Genomic DNA, 16,253 nt, shown 5'->3' with positions numbered 1-16,253 from the left:
GGTAAGCAGGCAAGTAAGCAGGCAAGTAAGCAGTGATGCTGCAAGCCTTCGACCTGTGCTGCGTTCGCGGAGAGCGCCGCCTGTTCAGGGGCTTGTCGTTATCGCTGGACCGCAGCGCCGTGCCGACTACGATCCGGCGCCGCCATTTGCATCTCGCCAGAGAAGTTCTTCAAGAACCAGGGGTAGTTGCACCGATGTTTTTGGCGAGGAAGGCCTCGATGCGGCGCCACAGGTCGATGCGGTTGCCCTGCGTTTTCCAGTCTTCCACGCTCGGCGTGTACTCGCGCCACTCCACGTTGGAATTGGTGGCCGATAGCGCCTCGTAGAATTTTCGGCCGTCGCTGAACGGCACGCGGCTATCGTCCTTGCCGTAGGCGAGTAGCACCGGCTGTTTGATGCGCGCGGCGTTGTGCAGCGGCGAAGTGGCTTTGAACTGGGCCGCGTCCAGTTTGGGATCGCCGACGATGTCGCGCAGCTGCGCCATGGCTTTCGGCTCCGCCAGGTCGTTCCAATTGTGGCTGAACATGGCGCCGATGTCAGTGATGCCGGACCAGCTGACGCCACACTTGAACAGCGCCGGATCGCGTATCAATCCCATCATGGCGGCGTAGCCGCCGTAGCCCGCGCCGGCGATGCACACGCGCGCCGGATCGGTGTAGCCTTGCGCCACCGACCACTTCACCGCATCGGCGATATCGTCCTGGATCGCCAGTCCCCATTGTTTTGCACCAGCCGCTTCGTGCCCACGGCCGAAGCCCGGCGTGCCGCGCGGCTGCGGTTGCAGCACCACGTAGCCGCGCGAGGCGAGGAACTGTACTTCGGCGTCCCATTCCCAGCTGTCGCTGCGTTTCCATTGCGGGTCGCTCACTAGCACCACGGTGGGCAGTTGTTTTCCAGCGCCGGCCGGCTTGGTGATGTAGACCGGCACCTGCAAGCCGTCGCGCGCCGGATAGCGCTGCATGGTCATGGGCGCCATCTGCTTCGGATCGATGTCCGGGTGGGAGGAACCGAGGCGCAGCAGCTTCTTGTTGTCACGGTTGTACAGCAGGTAATCGTGATCCATCGTGTCGCTGTGGGCGTCGATCAGCACATACGGCGTTTCGCTGTGCGAGCCGTAGGAGAGGGTGTTGACGGTACCTGGCATCAGCGTGTCGATTTCTAGCTGCATGGCTTTCATCGTGGCGTCGAACCATACGGTGTTCTCTGAATCGGTGTTGACCCGGAAGCCCAGCACCTTGCGGTCATCGACGATGAAGTAGCCGTCGGCGTCGAAGCCCGGCACAGTGATCAGCGGCGTCTCTTCAATCGCATTCTTCACCAGGTCGTAGCGGTAGATAGAGGATTCGTTGTTGCCGTTGTGGGCGCGCACGTACAAGCGGCCGTCGACGTATAACAGCGGCTGGAAGCCCTCTGCCGACGACGGATCGAATGACGCCAGTTGGCGCCAGCCGCCATCCACTTTGTAGAACACGATCTCCTTGCCCGCACGGCGCGCGACGGTGATGCGGATGTCGCCATTCGGATCCGACAGCCAGCGGTAGGTGCCCGCTGGCGCGTTGACTGAGGCCCTGCCTCTGCCGCGCGTGTTGACACGCACCAGCGCTTCCGTGTCGTCGGTCCGCTCGATGGCGAACATGGCTTCGGACTTCCGGTAAGGGAAGCCGTTGATGGTGGAGGCGGCGAGGTAGCTGCGGTCGGCGTAATCGCTGTCGGCAAAAGAGCGCTGCCGCACGACGGTGGGCGCCAGCGGCGTGAACCCAGTGCCGTCGCGGTCCACGGCATACAAGCCGGGATCGCCCATGCTGCCGCCGTGATCAACGTTGATCACGGAGTAGACCAGTTGCTTGTCGCTCTGCCAGTAGAACATGTTGATGTCGGCGTTGCCGAAGCTGGCGACCACTTTTTGTGCGTGCGTTTCCACGTCAACCACATTCAGCATGCTGCGTCCTGCCGGCGACAACCTGCGTAACACAACGTTGCGGCCATCAGGCGAGAGGCTGGCGCCGGTGACGGACGGCTTGCCGAAAAATTGTTCAACCGGGACTGCCGAAGCATTTGTAGCGATGGCGCAAACGAGGAAAGCGAAAACTGGTTTCATAAAAATTAAGCATACTAAAAAACTAACGATAACGTAAAACCGGCGGGCTGCCCAGCAAAGTTTTTCGTTTGATGCTAATATTTAGCATCCTAAGTATATTTAAGCGAATCCAGAGATGAGCAGCTACGACAAAACCTTGATGTCCCTGACCCACACGCTGATCCACGTGGCGCGCACCTACAAGAGCGCAGCCGACGCGCTGGCGGCGGATTTCGAGCTGTCGCACGCCAGTGCGTGGCCGATTGTGATGATCGCGCGGCTGGGCGACAGCACTCGTCCGGGCCAGCTGGCGGACGCCGTCGGCATCGAGCCGCCCTCGCTGGTGCGCATCGTCGACCAACTGGTGAATGCAGGGCTGGTGCTGCGCAAGGATGATCCGAGCGACCGCCGCGCCAAGGTCCTGTCGCTGACGGCCGAGGGCAAGCGCATCGCCGAGCGGCTGGAGAAAGCGCTGGTGCCGTTCCGCCGCGAGCTGTTTAAAGACATGTCGCAGGCGGACGTGGAAGCCACCGTGCGCGTGCTGATGAAGCTCGACCAGGTGCTGGCCGGGCACGACGCGTCATGAACGCCCCCAAGATGAGCGAGATGCTGTTCTCGCTCAAATGCTTTATGGCCTCCATGCTGGCGCTGTACGTGTCGCTGGCAGCAGGCCTGCCGCGTCCTTTCTGGGCCATGATGACGGCGTATATTGTGGCCAGCCCGTTTTCAGGCGCGGTGCGCTCCAAGGCGCTGTTTCGCGTGTGCGGTACGCTGATCGGTAGCACCGCCACCATTTTCATGGTGCCGCGGTTAGCGAATGCACCGGAGCTGCTGTCGCTGGCGCTGGCGTGCTGGGTAGGTCTGTGCCTGTATATCTCGCTGCTGGACCGCACGCCGCGCTCCTACATCTTCATGCTGGCCGGGTACACGGCGGGCTTGATCGGCTTTCCGGCGGTGACCGATCCCGCCGCCATTTTCGACACCGGCCTGGCGCGCGTGGAAGAAATCACCATCGGTATTTTGTCCGCCACCGTGGTGCACTCGCTGGTGTTCCCGCAGGGCGTGGGCCCGGCGCTGCTGGGCCGCCTGGACCGCGCGCTGGCCGATGCGCAGCGCTGGATGGCCGACACGCTCAAACCGGGCGCCGGCAAGACGCAAGCGCTGCACACACGTCTGGCGCTGGCCGGCGAGATCAGCGAACTGCGCGTGATGTCGACCCACCTGCCGTTCGATACCTCGCAGCTGCGCTGGACCGCCGGCATGGTGCACGGCCTGCACGACCGCCTTGCCATGATGGTGCCGCTGCTGCTGGCAGTGGAAGACCGTCTCAATGCGCTGCGCGAAACGGACCCGGATAGCCTGACCCCGTGGACCGCGCTGCTGGACGATATCGCCGCCTGGGTGCAAGCTGGCCGTGATGCCGATCCTGCCCGCGCCGCCGGGCTGCGCGCGGCGTTGGCGCAACTGACGCCTGAACTGCCGTCCAATGCCGGCTGGAGCGCGATCCTGCGTTTGAACCTGGCGCAGCGTCTCGACGCGCTGATCGAAGCGTGCGAAGACGGTCTCGAATTGCGCAGCAACGTCAGCACCGTGATGCAGGGCGGCGTTGCGCGTTACACGCCGCACCTGACGCCTGCGGTGCTGCACCGCGACCACGGCATGGCCCTGCGTTCGGCGCTGGCGGCGGTGGTGACCATCCTGCTGTGCTGCGCGTTCTGGATTTTTACCGCGTGGCCGTCCGGTGCTGCGGCGCCGATGATGGCCGGTGTGCTGTGCTGCTTCTTCGCCACGCAGGATGACCCGGTGCCGGCCATCCGCATGTTCCTCAAATGGACAGTGATCTCGATGCCGGTGGCGGCGTTCTACATCCTGTTCGTGCTGCCGGCGGTGCATAGCTACGAAATGCTGGTGCTGGTGATTGCGCCGGTGTTTCTGGTCGGCGGCGTATTCATGCCGCGTCCCGCCACGGCGGGCAGTTCGCTGGCATTTTTGATCGGCGTGGCCGGCACTTTGTCGCTGCAGGACACTGACACGCTGGATATCCCGAGTTTTTTAAATAGCATGGTGGCGCAGCTGTTCGGCTTTATCGCCGCTGCGGTCATCACCAGTTTGATTCGCACCGTGGGCGGCGACTGGATGGCGCGACGCATGCTGCGCACGGCCCGCCGTGAAGTGGCCCAGATGACGCAAGCGTCGCCGTCTGAACCGCTGCTGAATATTTCGGCGCGCATGGTGGACCGTATCGGCTTGCTGATGCCGCGCCTTGCCGTGTCCCATCCGACACCGGAAGAGCGAGCGGTGGCGGTGGATGGTTTGCGCGAGCTGCGCGTCGGTCTGCATACCGCGCAACTGTGCGGCCTGCAGCCGCTGCTGGAGCAGGGCGGTGTGAGTTTGCGTCCGCTGCTGCAGAAACTGGGTGTGTATTTCGGCGGTTCGGAGCATGGCCACGGCAAGGCGCCTGCCGTCTTGCTGGAAAAGCTGGATAGCACGCTGCGCGCGGTGTGCGCAGCTGCCGGCACTGCAGCCGATGCCGGCGCGGCGCGCCAGCAAGCCGCCGCCGCACTGGCCAGCATGCGGCGCGACCTGTTCCCGCGCGCGGCCGCCTATCAACCGGAGATTGCATCGTGACTGCTGAACTGAGTCTGTACGGACTATACGTACCCACCTTGCTGCTGCTGTCCATTCTCGCGCTGGTGTGCACGCGCGTGCTGGGACGGCTGCTGATGCGCGTCGGCTTCTACCGCCTGGTATGGCATCCCGCGCTGTTTGAATTTGCGCTGTTCTTCATTTTGCTGGGCAGCTTCTCAACATTGTTAACCAATCGGGGCTAATCATGAACCTCAAAAATCCCTTGCTGGCATTGGGCCGGTTTATTGTCACGATGATTGCGGTGGCTGTCGCCGCCTCGCTGGCGTGGCGCTTGTGGCAGCACTACGAAGTGGAACCATGGACCCGTGACGGCCGCGTGAAGGCAGACGTGGTGCAAGTGGCGCCGGACGTCACCGGCCAGGTCACCGCCGTGCTGGTGCACGATAACCAGCAGGTCAAGGCGGGGCAAGTGCTGTTTGAAGTAGACCGCGCGCGCTTTGAGCTGGCGTTGCGGCAGGCCGAGGCAGCGGAACAGGCGCAGCGCGCCACGCTGGAACAGGCGCTGAAGGAATCGCGCCGCAATAACGATCTGCGCGACCTGGTGTCGGCCGAGACGCGCGAGCAGGGCTCATCGCGCGTCGACCAGTTGCGTGCGGCGCTGGCGCAAGCGGTGGTGGCGCGTGATGTCGCCAAGCTGAATCTGGAGCGTACGCGCATTGTCTCGCCGGTGAACGGCACGATTTCGAATCTCGACCTGCGCACCGGTTCCTACGTCAGCGCGGGCCGTGCCGTGATGGCGCTGATCGACAGCGACTCCTATTACGTGGAGGGCTATTTCGAGGAAACCAAGCTGCCGGCGATCCAGGTGGGTGATGAAGTGGCGGTGCTGCCGATGGGCGCATCGCTGCGTCTCAAAGGTCATGTGGAAAGCCTGTCCGGCGGCGTGGCGGACCGCGACCGCAGCACCTCGGCCAACCTGCTGTCCAGCGTGAACCCGACCTTCAACTGGGTGCGCCTGGCCCAGCGCATCCCGGTGCGCATCAAGCTCGATGCGCTGCCTGCCGGTGCGCGTTTGGTGGCCGGACAGACCGTGACGGTGGACGTGCAAACCAAGCACTCGTGATGCGGAGGATGCCATGAACTCGATGAAGAAAATCGCTGCGCTGTCGCTGCTGGCCTCACTGGCAGCATGCAGCACGGTCGGTCCCAATTACAACGTGCCGGAGCAGGCCGTGGCCAAGCGCCCGGAAGCTGCCGCGCCTTTCCTCGGTGCGCAGGAATCAGTCTACAAATCGGAACCGCTGCCTGCGCACTGGTGGCGTTTGTATGATGATCCGGTACTCGATAAACTGATCGAGCAGGCGCTGGCCGCCAACACCGACCTGCGCGTGGCTTCCGCCAACCTGGCGCGCACCCGCGCCGTGCTGGATCAGGTGGAAGAAGAGCGCAAGCCGGAAGTCAGCGTCAGCGCCGCGCCGGGCGTGGGCCGTTCGTCGGGCGTGCCGATTGGATCGCCGAAGGCGCTGCCGGATAAATTCAACTATGACGCGGGTGTGCGCGTCTCCTACCAGACCGACGTGTTCGGCAAGATCGCGCGCGCGGTGGAAGCGGCCAACGCCGACACGCAGGCCGCGCAAGCCGGCGTGGACGTGGTGCGCGTGACGGTGGCCGCCGACACGGCGCGCGCCTACGCCGACGCTTGCGCCGCAGTGCGCCAGATCGCCGTCGCCCAGCAAGCGGTGGACCTGCAGCAGAAGTTTGTGGCGCTGACCGACGAACGCACCCGCGCTGGCCGTGGCACCGCCATCGACGGCGCGCGTGCCCGCAGCCAGCTGGCGCAGTTGCAGGCTGCCTTGCCGACGCTGGAAGCACAGCATCGCGTGGCGCACTATCGCCTCGCCGCACTGACCGGCCAGACGCCGCAGCAGATGAATATGAATCTGCTGCAGTGCCGCGCCGCACCGCGTGTCACGAAGCAGATTCCGGTTGGTGATGGCGCCGCGCTGCTGCGCCGCCGTCCCGACATCCGCCAGGCTGAACGCACCCTGGCCGGCGCCACCGCGCGCATCGGCGTGGCGACAGCGGACCTGTACCCGAGCATCAGCTTCGGTGCATCGGTCGGCAGCACCGGCTTACTCGACCACTTCGGCGCGGGCAACGCCTTCCGCTGGAGCCTCGGTCCGCTGATCTCGTGGACGCTGCCCGACACCGGCGCCGCCCGCAGTCGCATCGCGCAAGCGGAAGCCGGTACCGACGGCGCACTGGCGCGTTTCGACGGCGTGGTGTTGACCGCCTTGACGGAAGTGGAAAGCGCGATGACCGTCTATGCACGTGAACTGGATCGCAACGCCGCGCTGAAAACGGCGCGCGACGAAAGCGCGCTGGCGTCCGAGCAGTCGCACCGCCTGTACCAGTATGGCCGCACCGATTTCCTGTCGGTGCTGGATGCCGACCGCACGCTGGCTGCCACCGATGCCGCATGGGCGGCCTCCGACGCGGCGCTGGCGTCCGACCAGATCGCGCTGTTCCTGGCGCTGGGCGGCGGCTGGGAGCAGAAGTAAGAGTGGTATGCTATCGCCTTCGTTAATAAGGAGTGAGCATCATGGGACTGGCAGACCAGTTATTAAAAGCCGGTTTGGTCGACAAGAACAAAGTGAAAGTCGCCCATCAGAGCAAGAGCAAGCAGCAGAAGGACGACCGCCGCGCCGGCGTGGAAGCAGTGGATGAAACCAAGCTGGCCGCGCAGGAGCTACAGCGCCTGAACGCCGAGAAGGCGCGCCTGGCCAACGCCGAGCGTGACGCCGCCGCGCAGCAGAAAGCCATCGCTGCGCAGATCACGCAGATGGTGCAGCAGAATAAACAGAGCAAGGGGAATAACGGCGACATCGCCTACAACTTCACCTTCGGCACCAAGATCGAACGTATTTACGTGACGGCCACCGTGCGCGAGCACCTTGTGGCAGGCCGTCTGGTGATCGTGGGCGAGGGCGGCGGCTACGAGCTGGTGCCGCGTGTGATCGCTGACAAAATCGCCGAGCGCAACGCCGGTATCGTGGTGCGCGTCAAGCAGGTCACGACGGAAGTCGACGAAGACGATCCTTACGCCGACTTCAAGATTCCTGATGACCTGATGTGGTAATCAGCGCGCCAAATTAGAAGTAGTAGTTGGCGGAGATGCCGACGTGGTTGGCCTTCACGTCCGGGTAGCCGGACTTCTTGAAGGTTTCATTCACGTAGCGCATCTTCATGCCGAATTTCGGCGTCCAGAAGTATTCCGCTTCCAGCACGCCGCTGACGGCGTTGTCGAACTTGACGTCCAGGCCGGAGGCGGCGCCGCTGCTGGTCAGTTTAGGGCTGGCGGTGTAGCGCACGCCGGCGCCGACGCGCCAGTTGTTGTCGACGTGATAGTAGCCCAGCAGTTCAACCGGGAAGCGCTGGAACTTGATGCTGCCGTTGTTGGCGTTGGTGTCGTCCACGTGGAAGTTGACCGTGCCCTGCACCGAGAATTCTTCGCTCAAGCGGTAGTCGGCGCCGGTGGTGAAGTACACGCCGCCGCCTGCCTTGATTTTCTGCGAGCTGCCGTTGGTGTATTTGGCGGTCGCTAGGTTGTCGCCGCCGCCGCTGATACCGAGGCCAGCCAGGAAGCGTACTGGCGATTGGGTCTGTGCCTGGGCCGCGCCTACGGTGGCCAACAATGCTGCTACTGCGAATGCAATCTTTTTCATGCTGTTACTAGAAAGTTAAGAGAGCCGAGAGTGTAACAATGTTGTTGCTCATAATCAATTAATTTTTAATAAACTCAAAAAAACACTGCCATCCAGTGGTGGTGTCGAATGGTAAAAATACAACATTTGTATCTGATTTGTTTCAGCTGTATCACATCCTTCTAGCGCGTCATTTAACAATTCTGGATGCGCTCCCACCCCGTCCCGATCCCGCCTTTTCGCTCTGTGCACCCAGCGCAGCATGAATTCCTTTCAAGAAAAATCCGTAAACACACGGTAATTCCTATGGTTTTCTGTCTATCGATGTGCAAGGAAATACGTATAAATTTTAACAATCTGGTGCTAGAGTGAAGTTTCAAAAACAGCCATATTCGTTAATATTTTTTCACCCTCGCCAGCCAGAAAAGGGATCAAATGAAGACCAAGCTTTTGATATTGTGTGCCGCGGTGGCGGCAGTGACGGGTAGTGCGCAGGCCATCACCCTGCCGGGCAGCACCCCGCTGACCAAACCGCGCGTTGCCGCCGATACGCGCATTGTCGACCTGGGCGTGGCGGCGTCGAGCGACGTGAAGACCATCTCGCTGTCGCTGGCAGTGCGCAATGGCGACCAGCTGGATGCGTTCATTGCCAGCCTGGCCGATCCGGCCAGTCCCAACTTCCGCAAATTCATCACGCCGCAGCAGTTCGCTGCCACCTACGGCCAGACGCCGGAATCGGTGGCCGCCGTGGTCAGCTACCTGACGTCCAAGGGCTTCACCGTCAACAAGGTGTTCGCCAATAACCTGCAGATCAACGCCACCGGCACCAATGCGCAGATCAGCGCCGCCTTCGGCGCCAGCGTGCACAATTACTCGCTGCTGGGCCAGCGCTACCAGGGACCGGCTACCGCGCTGGCGATACCAGCAGCGCTGGCGTCGGTGGTGAAATCGGTCAACGGCATCAGCACCAAGTCGGTGTTTGAGCGCCGCTCGACGGCCATCCCGCGCACTGGCGTGCTGGCCAACGATGTCGGCACCAAGGTTACCGGCTCTATCGGCGGCGTGCCGGGCCAGTACACCACTGCCGACCTGGCGGCCAAATACAACATCAACCCGCTGTACGCGCGCGGCATCACCGGCGCTGGCAAGACCATCGGCATTGCCACCCTGGCCGGCTATTCGCAGTCGGACGCTTACAACTACTGGGCGCAACTGGCGCTGCCGGTCAGCCCGACCCGCATCATCGATGTGCTGGTAGACGGCGGGCCGCTAGCCGCTGATGGCCCTGGCTCTGACGGCGCCGGCGAAACCACGCTGGACGTGCAGCAATCGGGCGGTGTCGCACCTGGCGCCAATCTGCGCGTGTACCTGGCGCCGAATACCGACGCTGGTTTTATCGACGTGTTTGCGCAAGCCGTCGATGAGAACCTGGTTGATGTGCTGTCGGTTAGCTGGGGCAATCCGGAAGTGTATTTTGACGACGCCACGCTGGCGGCGTTCCACGCTGTGTTCCAGCAGGCTGCGGTACAGGGCATCCCGGTGATTGCCGCTTCCGGTGACGCTGGCGCCTTCGATATCAACCGCTCGCTGCCTTACCCGCATTGCTCCACGCTGCTGGGTGTCGACTTCCCGGCCGCCGACCCGCTGGTGCTGGCGGCTGGCGGCACTACGCTGCCGAACACCGCGCCGCACAAGTATGGTCCGGTGACGGTGCCAACCGAGCGCGCCTGGGGCTGGGACTACCTGAAGGATTACATCGTCACCCACTACGGCACCGACCTGTACTACTCCTCGTACCTTGCCTCGGGCGGTGGCGGTGGCGTCAGCTCGTTGTACAACGTGCCGTCGTTCCAGAAAGGCGTGACCGGCGTGCAGAAGACCGCTGCCGCGCAGTCGCTGATTTGCGAGAACGCCGTGTTCGGCAAAGGTAGTGGTTATGGCGACTATCTCGACCTCCCGGCCAATATCGCCGGCCGCAACGTGCCGGACGTGTCCCTGAACGCCGACCCCTACAGCGGCTACGCGGTCTACTTTGGCGGCGCGTGGTCGAGCGGTTCGGGCGGCACCAGTTTTGTGGCGCCGCAACTGAACGGCATCCTGACGCTGATCAGCTCCGGCCTGAACGGCCGCGTCGGCCCGATCAACCCGCAGCTGTACGCCGCCTTTAAAACTTACGGCTATGGCGCCGGCTCGCCGTTCAAGGCGATCACGGCCGGTACCAATCAGTACTACCAGTCGACCGCGACCTACAACCCGGCCACCGGCCTCGGTTCGCTGGATGTGAATGCGCTGGCCAAGGCACTGGGCGTCAAGTAAGCAATGACCGGGCAGGGGCCGCGTGCGCCTGCCCTCCATGAACTCTTTGATATGGAACGCAAATGAAATTCTTTCGACAATTGATCGTGACGGTTGCCCTGGCCATGTGCGGCGTTGCCGCCCACGCGGATATCTACGTGCCCAAGGATCCCGGCGCCCCCGGCGTGTTCAGCAACACCTGGACCTTCGATGATTCCAGTACCGGTACGCATGCCGCCGGCGCTGAATTTAAAGATGTCTTCTACTTTAACGTGCCGGATGCGCAGAATATTTCGGTGTCGCTGACCGACTTGTTCAAGACCAGTTCGTCCGACGTCAGCTTCCTGGGCGGCGCCCTCATTCTCTTTAGCTATAGTGATTTCACTGAACTGCAGAACGTCGACGGCACTCAGAAGAGCACGCTGAGCGGCGGTGCCTGGCTGCTGGATAGTGGTACCTACGGCCTGTATGTAGTCGGCACCTACTTGGTGGACGGCGCCAGCTACGGCGGTCAAGTGCTGGGCACGCCGGTGGTGGCAGTGCCGGAGCCGGCGACCGTGCTGCTGCTGCTGGCCGGTCTGGCGCTGGTGGCGGTGGTGGCGCAGCGTCGCCGCGCCTGAGCATTCCGCGCAGGACAAAAAGCCGCGACAGTGTTCGCGGCTTTTTTTATGTCAGCGCGGCGCCAAGCCTTGGGAAGTCGGGCAGGCGGCGTTTTCGTCGGGGATGTGGCGCAGCTTGCTAGTGGCGGCCGGCGGCGTGGATGGCGTGGCCACACAGGCGCTGGCGCTGGCCGTTGCTGGCGGCACACCGTCCCGTTGCGCTGGCGCACATGCGCCCAGGCACAGCAGGATGAGGAGTGGTGAGCGACGCAATATAGCCATTTCCAGACTCTACTCCGCCCCCATGAAAAACGCCACCCAAAGGTGGCGCGTCAGTGGCGACAACAACGGTGTTCAGGTACGGCGGCGCTTGAGCAGGCTCAGCAGGCCTAGCCCGGCCAGCAGCATCAGGCCGGATTCTGGTTCCGGCACCGGCGCGGTCACGCCGCGCAGGCTCATTTCGCCTTCGCGTACAACACAGCAATCCGTCTGGTTGGTGGTGATGACAACCTGACCGTCGGCAAAGATGGACAATTCCGCACCGGTAAAGGTGTGGCTCCAGGCTTGGGGGCCAGTAGTCCAGCAGTAGGCGCTGGAGTCGGGGCAGCTGGCAACCAGCACGCCGTCGGCCCAGACTGTGTGTATGGAAGTGCTGGAGACCGTGCTATTGCCGAACATCCCGCTCAGCACGGCGGAGACCGCCATTTCGCCGGATGGGATGCTAAACATGATGGTGCCAACGGTTTCAACGCCGTTGGCGCCGGAGCCGTCAAACTCCGGCAAACTTCCCGAGAATGTGCCAGCTTGGGTAGCTGGCGCCAGGGCTAAGGCAGCGACGATGGCAGCGATTCGCCCGATACGTGGATAGCGCATTTTACCTCCCTCATTTTGCTGTTTTTATCAGGGCAAGTTTGTCGGCACTTGCCTTGGCCGGGGTGCAGGGCAGGGCCGTTGCAGCACCGCCTGCTTTATCTGAACGTCTTTCTGATATGAAAAAGAAATTCAAATAATTTAACAGTATAGGCCGCTTAACGGCGAACCCAAGGAGGTTTTCCGGCTCTGTTGTTTTTTGAAAGTGAGTATATTGGGCGTTGGTAACGAATGTTTGCGGTATGCTAGGTCATGGAGAAAACCCTGCAGGATCTGGCTGCCCTGTTGCTGGACGTCGTTTTCCTCGTCAGGGAAGACGGCCAGATCGCGTTCGTCAATCCGGCCTGCACCGCCGTGCTCGGTTATGCGCCGGACGAGATGATCGGGCGTGTGATCCAGGACTTCATTCACCCCGACGATTTGCTGCGCACCCGCACCGAGATGGCGCAAGTCGCCAGCGGCCGTCCCGGCTACGGTTTTGAAAACCGCTACCTGCGCAAGGATGGCGCCGCCATCCATTTCCAGTGGACCGCCTTCTGGTCGGTGCAGGACAAGCTGCGCATCGGCGTGGCGCGCGATATCAGCGAACGCAAGCGCAGCGAGGCGCGGCAGGCAGCCTTGCTGGCCTTGTCGACCGCTGCTCACCAGGCTGATTCGCCGGCCAGCATGTTCAGTGCCTTCGACCTCACCCTGCGCGACTTGCTGCCGCTGCGCCGGCTGGCGGTGGTGCTGGAGCCGGATGGCCGCCTGGCTTACCTGTCGGATGGTGCGGGCTGGGCCGAGACCGACCATTGGCATGCGGTGACGATGTCGACCCCGGGCGCGGCGTTCGGCCAGTTGCGGCTGGAGCTGGCCGGAGGATTGCAGGCGGTCGAGCACGAGCTGCTGCAGTTTGCCGCCAGCCAGGCGGCGGCCGCGATCGAGCGGTTTGCCCTGCAGGCAGACCTGGCGCACGCGGCCCGCTATGACGAGTTGACCGGCTTGCCGAACCGCCGTCTGTTCCAGGACCGCATGCGGCTGGCGCTGGCGCGCAGCCGCCGCGACCAGGTGGGCGGCGCGGTGCTGTTCATCGACCTGGACGACTTCAAGTCCGTGAACGACCAGCACGGCCATGCGGTGGGCGACCAGCTGCTGCGTACGGTGGCACAGCGCATCAAGTCCTGCGTACGCGAGGCCGACACCGTAGCCCGTCTCGGCGGCGATGAATTTGTGGTGCTGCTGGAAGAGGTGGGTAGTTTGCCGCAAGTGCAAAGAGTGGCCGACAAGATCCGCAAAACGCTGGCGGCACCGCTTGCGCTGGGCGGCGTGGCGTTGCCGGTGTCGGCCAGCATCGGCCTGGCCATGTATCCGCAACAGGGCGAGGCGATGGATGATTTGATGCGCCACGCCGATCAAGCCATGTATGCGGCCAAGGCGCTGCGCAAGCGGGGCCTGTCCGGCGCAGAACTCCGAACGGAAGTGTGAAAACAAAAAAAGCCACCCGAGGGTGGCTTTTTTACTATTCTTGGTGGCCCGGGGCGGAATCGAACCACCGACACAAGGATTTTCAATCCTCTGCTCTACCAACTGAGCTACCAGGCCAAGGAGCAGAATTATAGCACGCAGCTGGCAAAGCGCAAGGGGCAATTTCCATTTGCCACAAACGCTATAATGCTTGGATGAATAAGCCCACCTCTCCCGCAGCGCTGCGTGTGATCGAAAGTGATATTTGCATAGTTGGCAATGGCGCGATTGCCAAGACTGCTGCGCTGGGCCTGGCCCAGGCCGGCCTGAGTGTGACTTTGCTTGGCCCGCCGGCCCCGCCGCCCGCGCCGGCATCGGCCGATCAAGGCTGGGACGCTCGCGTTTATGCGCTGAATCACACGGCTAATCAGTTGCTGTCGTCGCTGCGTGTCTGGGATGCGCTTGACCACGCGCGCGTGGCGCCGGTCGATGCGATGCTGGTCTATGGTGACGGCCCGCGTGCCGGCGGCCTGGCCTTCGATGCCTACGGCGCCCACACCAACACGCTGACCTGGATCCTCGAAGACCGCAACCTGAATCAGGCGCTGGACGCCGCGCTGCGCTTTGCCCAGAACGTGAAAGTGGTGACCGGCCGCGCCACTGGCCTGCTGCGCGGCGAAGATAGCGCCACCGTGCATCTCGATGACGGCGGCAGCATCAAGGCGTCGCTGGTGGTTGGTGCCGACGGCGCGCAGTCGTGGGTGCGTGGCCAGTGCGATATCGGCCTCGATTACCGCAGCTATAACCAGTGTGCGGTGGTGTCCAACTTTGCCTGCGAGCTGCCGCACCATGGCGCGGCCTTCCAGTGGTTCACCGGCGCGGAAGGCATCGTGGCCTTGCTGCCGCTGCCGGGCAATCAGGTGTCGCTGGTGTGGTCGGCGCCGGAAGCGCTGGCCGACACGCTGCGCACTGAATCGGCGCAGCAGATCGCCGACCGTCTCGCCGTCTACGCGCACGAGAAGCTGGGCGCACTGACGCCGCTGCAGCCGGAGCTGGTGCGCGACTTCCCACTGAAGCTGGTGCGCCCGCACAAAATGACCGCCGCCCGCGTGGCGCTGATTGGTGATGCCGCCCACGTGGTGCATCCGCTGGCTGGCCACGGCATGAACCTGGGCTTCGCCGACGTGTCGCAATTGATTAAGACCCTGTCCGAACGCGAGCCGCAGCGCAGCATCGGCGACGACCGCGTGCTGGCCCGCTACGAGCGCACCCGCAAGGAAGACGTGCTGCTGATGCAGCTCACCACCGATGGTTTGGCGCGCTTGTTCGAGACCGATATCGAACCCCTGCGCGTGGTTCGTAATTTCGGATTAAACTTGCTGGATAAATTACCTGTGCTGAAGCGCCGCCTCATCTCGCACGCGATGGGGAAGTAGTCAGTCGTTACTGGAGAAGTTATGAGAAAGAGTAAGATCGCGTTGCTGTCGTTGTCCGTATTGATGGCATCCTGCGTCGGCGCGCAAAACGCGCCCAGCACCGAGTCGATTAAAAAACTGATCGAGCCGCGCCTGGGCGTGAATGTGAAGGTCGATTCGGTCAAGGAGACCCCGTACAGCGGCCTGTATGAAGTGCGCATCGGCAGCGACATCCTGTACACCGACAAAACCGCCACCTACCTGATCAACGGCCATATCTTCAACCTGACCACCGGCGCCGACCTGACGCGCGACCGCATCGACGAAATCTCCAAGATCAAGTTCTCCGACCTGCCGCTGGATAAGGCCATCAAGACCGTCAAGGGCGACGGCTCGCGCGTGATCGCGGTGTTCGAAGATCCTAACTGCGGCTACTGCAAGCGCCTGCGCCAGACCACGCTGAAGGAAACCGACAACGTCACCATTTACACCTTCATGTACAACATCCTGTCGGATGATTCGTTCACCAAGTCGAAGAACGTGTGGTGCTCGGCCGACCGCAGCAAGGCATGGGATGACTGGATGGTGAGTGGTAAAGCCGCACCGGTTGCTGCCGCATCGTGCGATGCGCCGAACGATGAAGTGCTGGCGCTGGGCCGCAAGCTGGGTGTAGCCGGTACGCCGGCGATTTTCTTTGCCGACGGTTCGCGCATTCCAGGCGCCATCGACGCCAAAGCGCTGGAAGAGAAGTTAAACAAAATTAAGCAGTAAATATCCAACGCAGGGACTACAGGAGATTTGAATGATCACTTTGAACATCAACGGTAAGGATGTACAGGTAGACGCCGACCCTTCGACGCCTATCCTGTGGGCCTTGCGCGATAACTTGAATATGACTGGCACCAAGTTCGGTTGCGGCATGGCGCTGTGCGGCGCCTGCACGGTGCACCTGGGCGGCCAGCCGATCCGCTCCTGCGTGACGCCGATTTCGGCGGCCGCCGGCCAGAAGATCACCACCATCGAGGCGATGGAGTCCGACAAGGTGGGCAAGGCGGTGCAGGAAGCGTGGGTCAAGATCGACGTGCCGCAATGTGGCTACTGCCAGAGTGGCCAGATCATGAGCGCCACCGCGCTGCTGCGCACGAACAAAAATCCGTCGGATGCCGAAATCGATAATGCCATGAGCGGGAATATCTGCCGCTGTGGTACCTATCAGCGCATTCGCTCCGCCATCAAAGACGCTGCCAAATCCATCGCCTGA

Annotated in this window: 16 protein-coding genes and 1 tRNA gene; 12 read left to right on the top strand and 5 right to left on the bottom strand. The window is 62.6% G+C overall.

Annotated elements, in window-relative coordinates; genetic code table 11:
- Nucleotides 1-169: 169 nt before the first annotated feature.
- Complete coding sequence (locus tag GTP46_RS00160; protein WP_161004629.1) at nucleotides 170-2,098, bottom strand: S9 family peptidase; 1,929 nt, start codon at nucleotides 2,096-2,098, stop codon at nucleotides 170-172.
- A 115-nt stretch (nucleotides 2,099-2,213) separates the two neighbouring features.
- Between GTP46_RS00160 and GTP46_RS00155 the strand changes: the two genes are divergently transcribed.
- From GTP46_RS00155 to GTP46_RS00130, 6 genes are read left to right on the top strand one after another with little or no spacing between them, the layout of a single operon-like run.
- Nucleotides 2,214-2,663 carry a MarR family winged helix-turn-helix transcriptional regulator gene (locus GTP46_RS00155; protein ID WP_161004628.1) on the top strand — a complete coding sequence of 150 codons (450 nt, stop codon included), beginning with the start codon at nucleotides 2,214-2,216 and terminating at the stop codon, nucleotides 2,661-2,663.
- Nucleotides 2,660-4,705 carry an FUSC family protein gene (locus GTP46_RS00150; RefSeq protein ID WP_161004627.1) on the top strand — a complete coding sequence of 682 codons (2,046 nt, stop codon included), beginning with the start codon at nucleotides 2,660-2,662 and terminating at the stop codon, nucleotides 4,703-4,705. The genes GTP46_RS00155 and GTP46_RS00150 overlap by 4 nt, the downstream gene beginning before the upstream one ends.
- Complete coding sequence (locus GTP46_RS00145; RefSeq protein ID WP_161004626.1) at nucleotides 4,702-4,908, top strand: DUF1656 domain-containing protein; 207 nt, start codon at nucleotides 4,702-4,704, stop codon at nucleotides 4,906-4,908. Before GTP46_RS00150 ends, GTP46_RS00145 begins: the two co-directional genes overlap by 4 nt.
- Before the next feature lie 2 nt (nucleotides 4,909-4,910).
- On the top strand, nucleotides 4,911-5,789 hold the full coding sequence (locus GTP46_RS00140; protein WP_161004625.1) for an efflux RND transporter periplasmic adaptor subunit: 879 nt from the start codon (nucleotides 4,911-4,913) through the stop codon (nucleotides 5,787-5,789).
- 13 nt (nucleotides 5,790-5,802) lie between these two features.
- Nucleotides 5,803-7,227, top strand: a complete 1,425-nt coding sequence (locus GTP46_RS00135; RefSeq protein ID WP_161004624.1) for an efflux transporter outer membrane subunit — start codon at nucleotides 5,803-5,805, stop codon at nucleotides 7,225-7,227.
- A 41-nt stretch (nucleotides 7,228-7,268) separates the two neighbouring features.
- On the top strand, nucleotides 7,269-7,805 hold the full coding sequence (locus tag GTP46_RS00130) for a DUF2058 domain-containing protein (protein WP_202414084.1): 537 nt from the start codon (nucleotides 7,269-7,271) through the stop codon (nucleotides 7,803-7,805).
- Between the two features lie 13 nt (nucleotides 7,806-7,818).
- On the opposite strand, the gene GTP46_RS00125 is transcribed toward GTP46_RS00130, so the two are convergent.
- On the bottom strand, nucleotides 7,819-8,391 hold the full coding sequence (locus GTP46_RS00125; protein WP_161004623.1) for an outer membrane beta-barrel protein: 573 nt from the start codon (nucleotides 8,389-8,391) through the stop codon (nucleotides 7,819-7,821).
- 414 nt (nucleotides 8,392-8,805) lie between these two features.
- Between GTP46_RS00125 and GTP46_RS00120 the strand changes: the two genes are divergently transcribed.
- Both GTP46_RS00120 and GTP46_RS00115 read left to right on the top strand, forming a co-directional pair.
- Nucleotides 8,806-10,686: a S53 family peptidase gene (locus GTP46_RS00120; protein WP_161004622.1), complete on the top strand. Its 1,881-nt coding sequence runs from the start codon at nucleotides 8,806-8,808 to the stop codon at nucleotides 10,684-10,686.
- A 62-nt stretch (nucleotides 10,687-10,748) separates the two neighbouring features.
- Entirely contained in the window at nucleotides 10,749-11,285 is a 537-nt protein-coding gene (locus GTP46_RS00115; RefSeq protein ID WP_161004621.1) for an FxDxF family PEP-CTERM protein, read from the top strand.
- A gap of 51 nt (nucleotides 11,286-11,336) precedes the next feature.
- On the opposite strand, the gene GTP46_RS00110 is transcribed toward GTP46_RS00115, so the two are convergent.
- A complete protein-coding gene (locus tag GTP46_RS00110; RefSeq protein ID WP_161004620.1) occupies nucleotides 11,337-11,546 on the bottom strand; it encodes a hypothetical protein in 210 nt (69 codons plus the stop codon).
- Nucleotides 11,547-11,618: 72 nt separating this feature from the next.
- Nucleotides 11,619-12,137 (bottom strand): PEP-CTERM sorting domain-containing protein, encoded by a 519-nt coding sequence (locus GTP46_RS00105; RefSeq protein WP_161004619.1) that lies wholly within the window; start codon nucleotides 12,135-12,137, stop codon nucleotides 11,619-11,621.
- A gap of 249 nt (nucleotides 12,138-12,386) precedes the next feature.
- Between GTP46_RS00105 and GTP46_RS00100 the strand changes: the two genes are divergently transcribed.
- Nucleotides 12,387-13,598: a sensor domain-containing diguanylate cyclase gene (locus GTP46_RS00100; protein WP_161004618.1), complete on the top strand. Its 1,212-nt coding sequence runs from the start codon at nucleotides 12,387-12,389 to the stop codon at nucleotides 13,596-13,598.
- Between the two features lie 41 nt (nucleotides 13,599-13,639).
- Here the strand turns inward: GTP46_RS00100 and GTP46_RS00095 are convergent.
- Nucleotides 13,640-13,715 (bottom strand) — tRNA-Phe (locus GTP46_RS00095).
- 77 nt (nucleotides 13,716-13,792) lie between these two features.
- On the opposite strand from GTP46_RS00095, the gene GTP46_RS00090 reads away from it, so the two are divergent.
- The 3 genes from GTP46_RS00090 to GTP46_RS00080 are packed head-to-tail and all read left to right on the top strand — an operon-like array spanning nucleotide 13,793 to nucleotide 16,253.
- A complete protein-coding gene (locus GTP46_RS00090; RefSeq protein WP_161004617.1) occupies nucleotides 13,793-15,013 on the top strand; it encodes an FAD-dependent monooxygenase in 1,221 nt (406 codons plus the stop codon).
- 21 nt (nucleotides 15,014-15,034) lie between these two features.
- Nucleotides 15,035-15,763, top strand: a complete 729-nt coding sequence (locus tag GTP46_RS00085) for a DsbC family protein (RefSeq protein ID WP_161004616.1) — start codon at nucleotides 15,035-15,037, stop codon at nucleotides 15,761-15,763.
- A 31-nt stretch (nucleotides 15,764-15,794) separates the two neighbouring features.
- Nucleotides 15,795-16,253, top strand: a complete 459-nt coding sequence (locus tag GTP46_RS00080) for a (2Fe-2S)-binding protein (protein WP_161004615.1) — start codon at nucleotides 15,795-15,797, stop codon at nucleotides 16,251-16,253.

The organism is Duganella flavida, assembly GCF_009857445.1.
Taxonomy (GTDB): domain Bacteria; phylum Pseudomonadota; class Gammaproteobacteria; order Burkholderiales; family Burkholderiaceae_D; genus Rugamonas; species Rugamonas flavida.
Note: the sequence above shows the minus strand (reverse complement) of the source record. Positions and strands in the feature narration are given on the sequence as shown.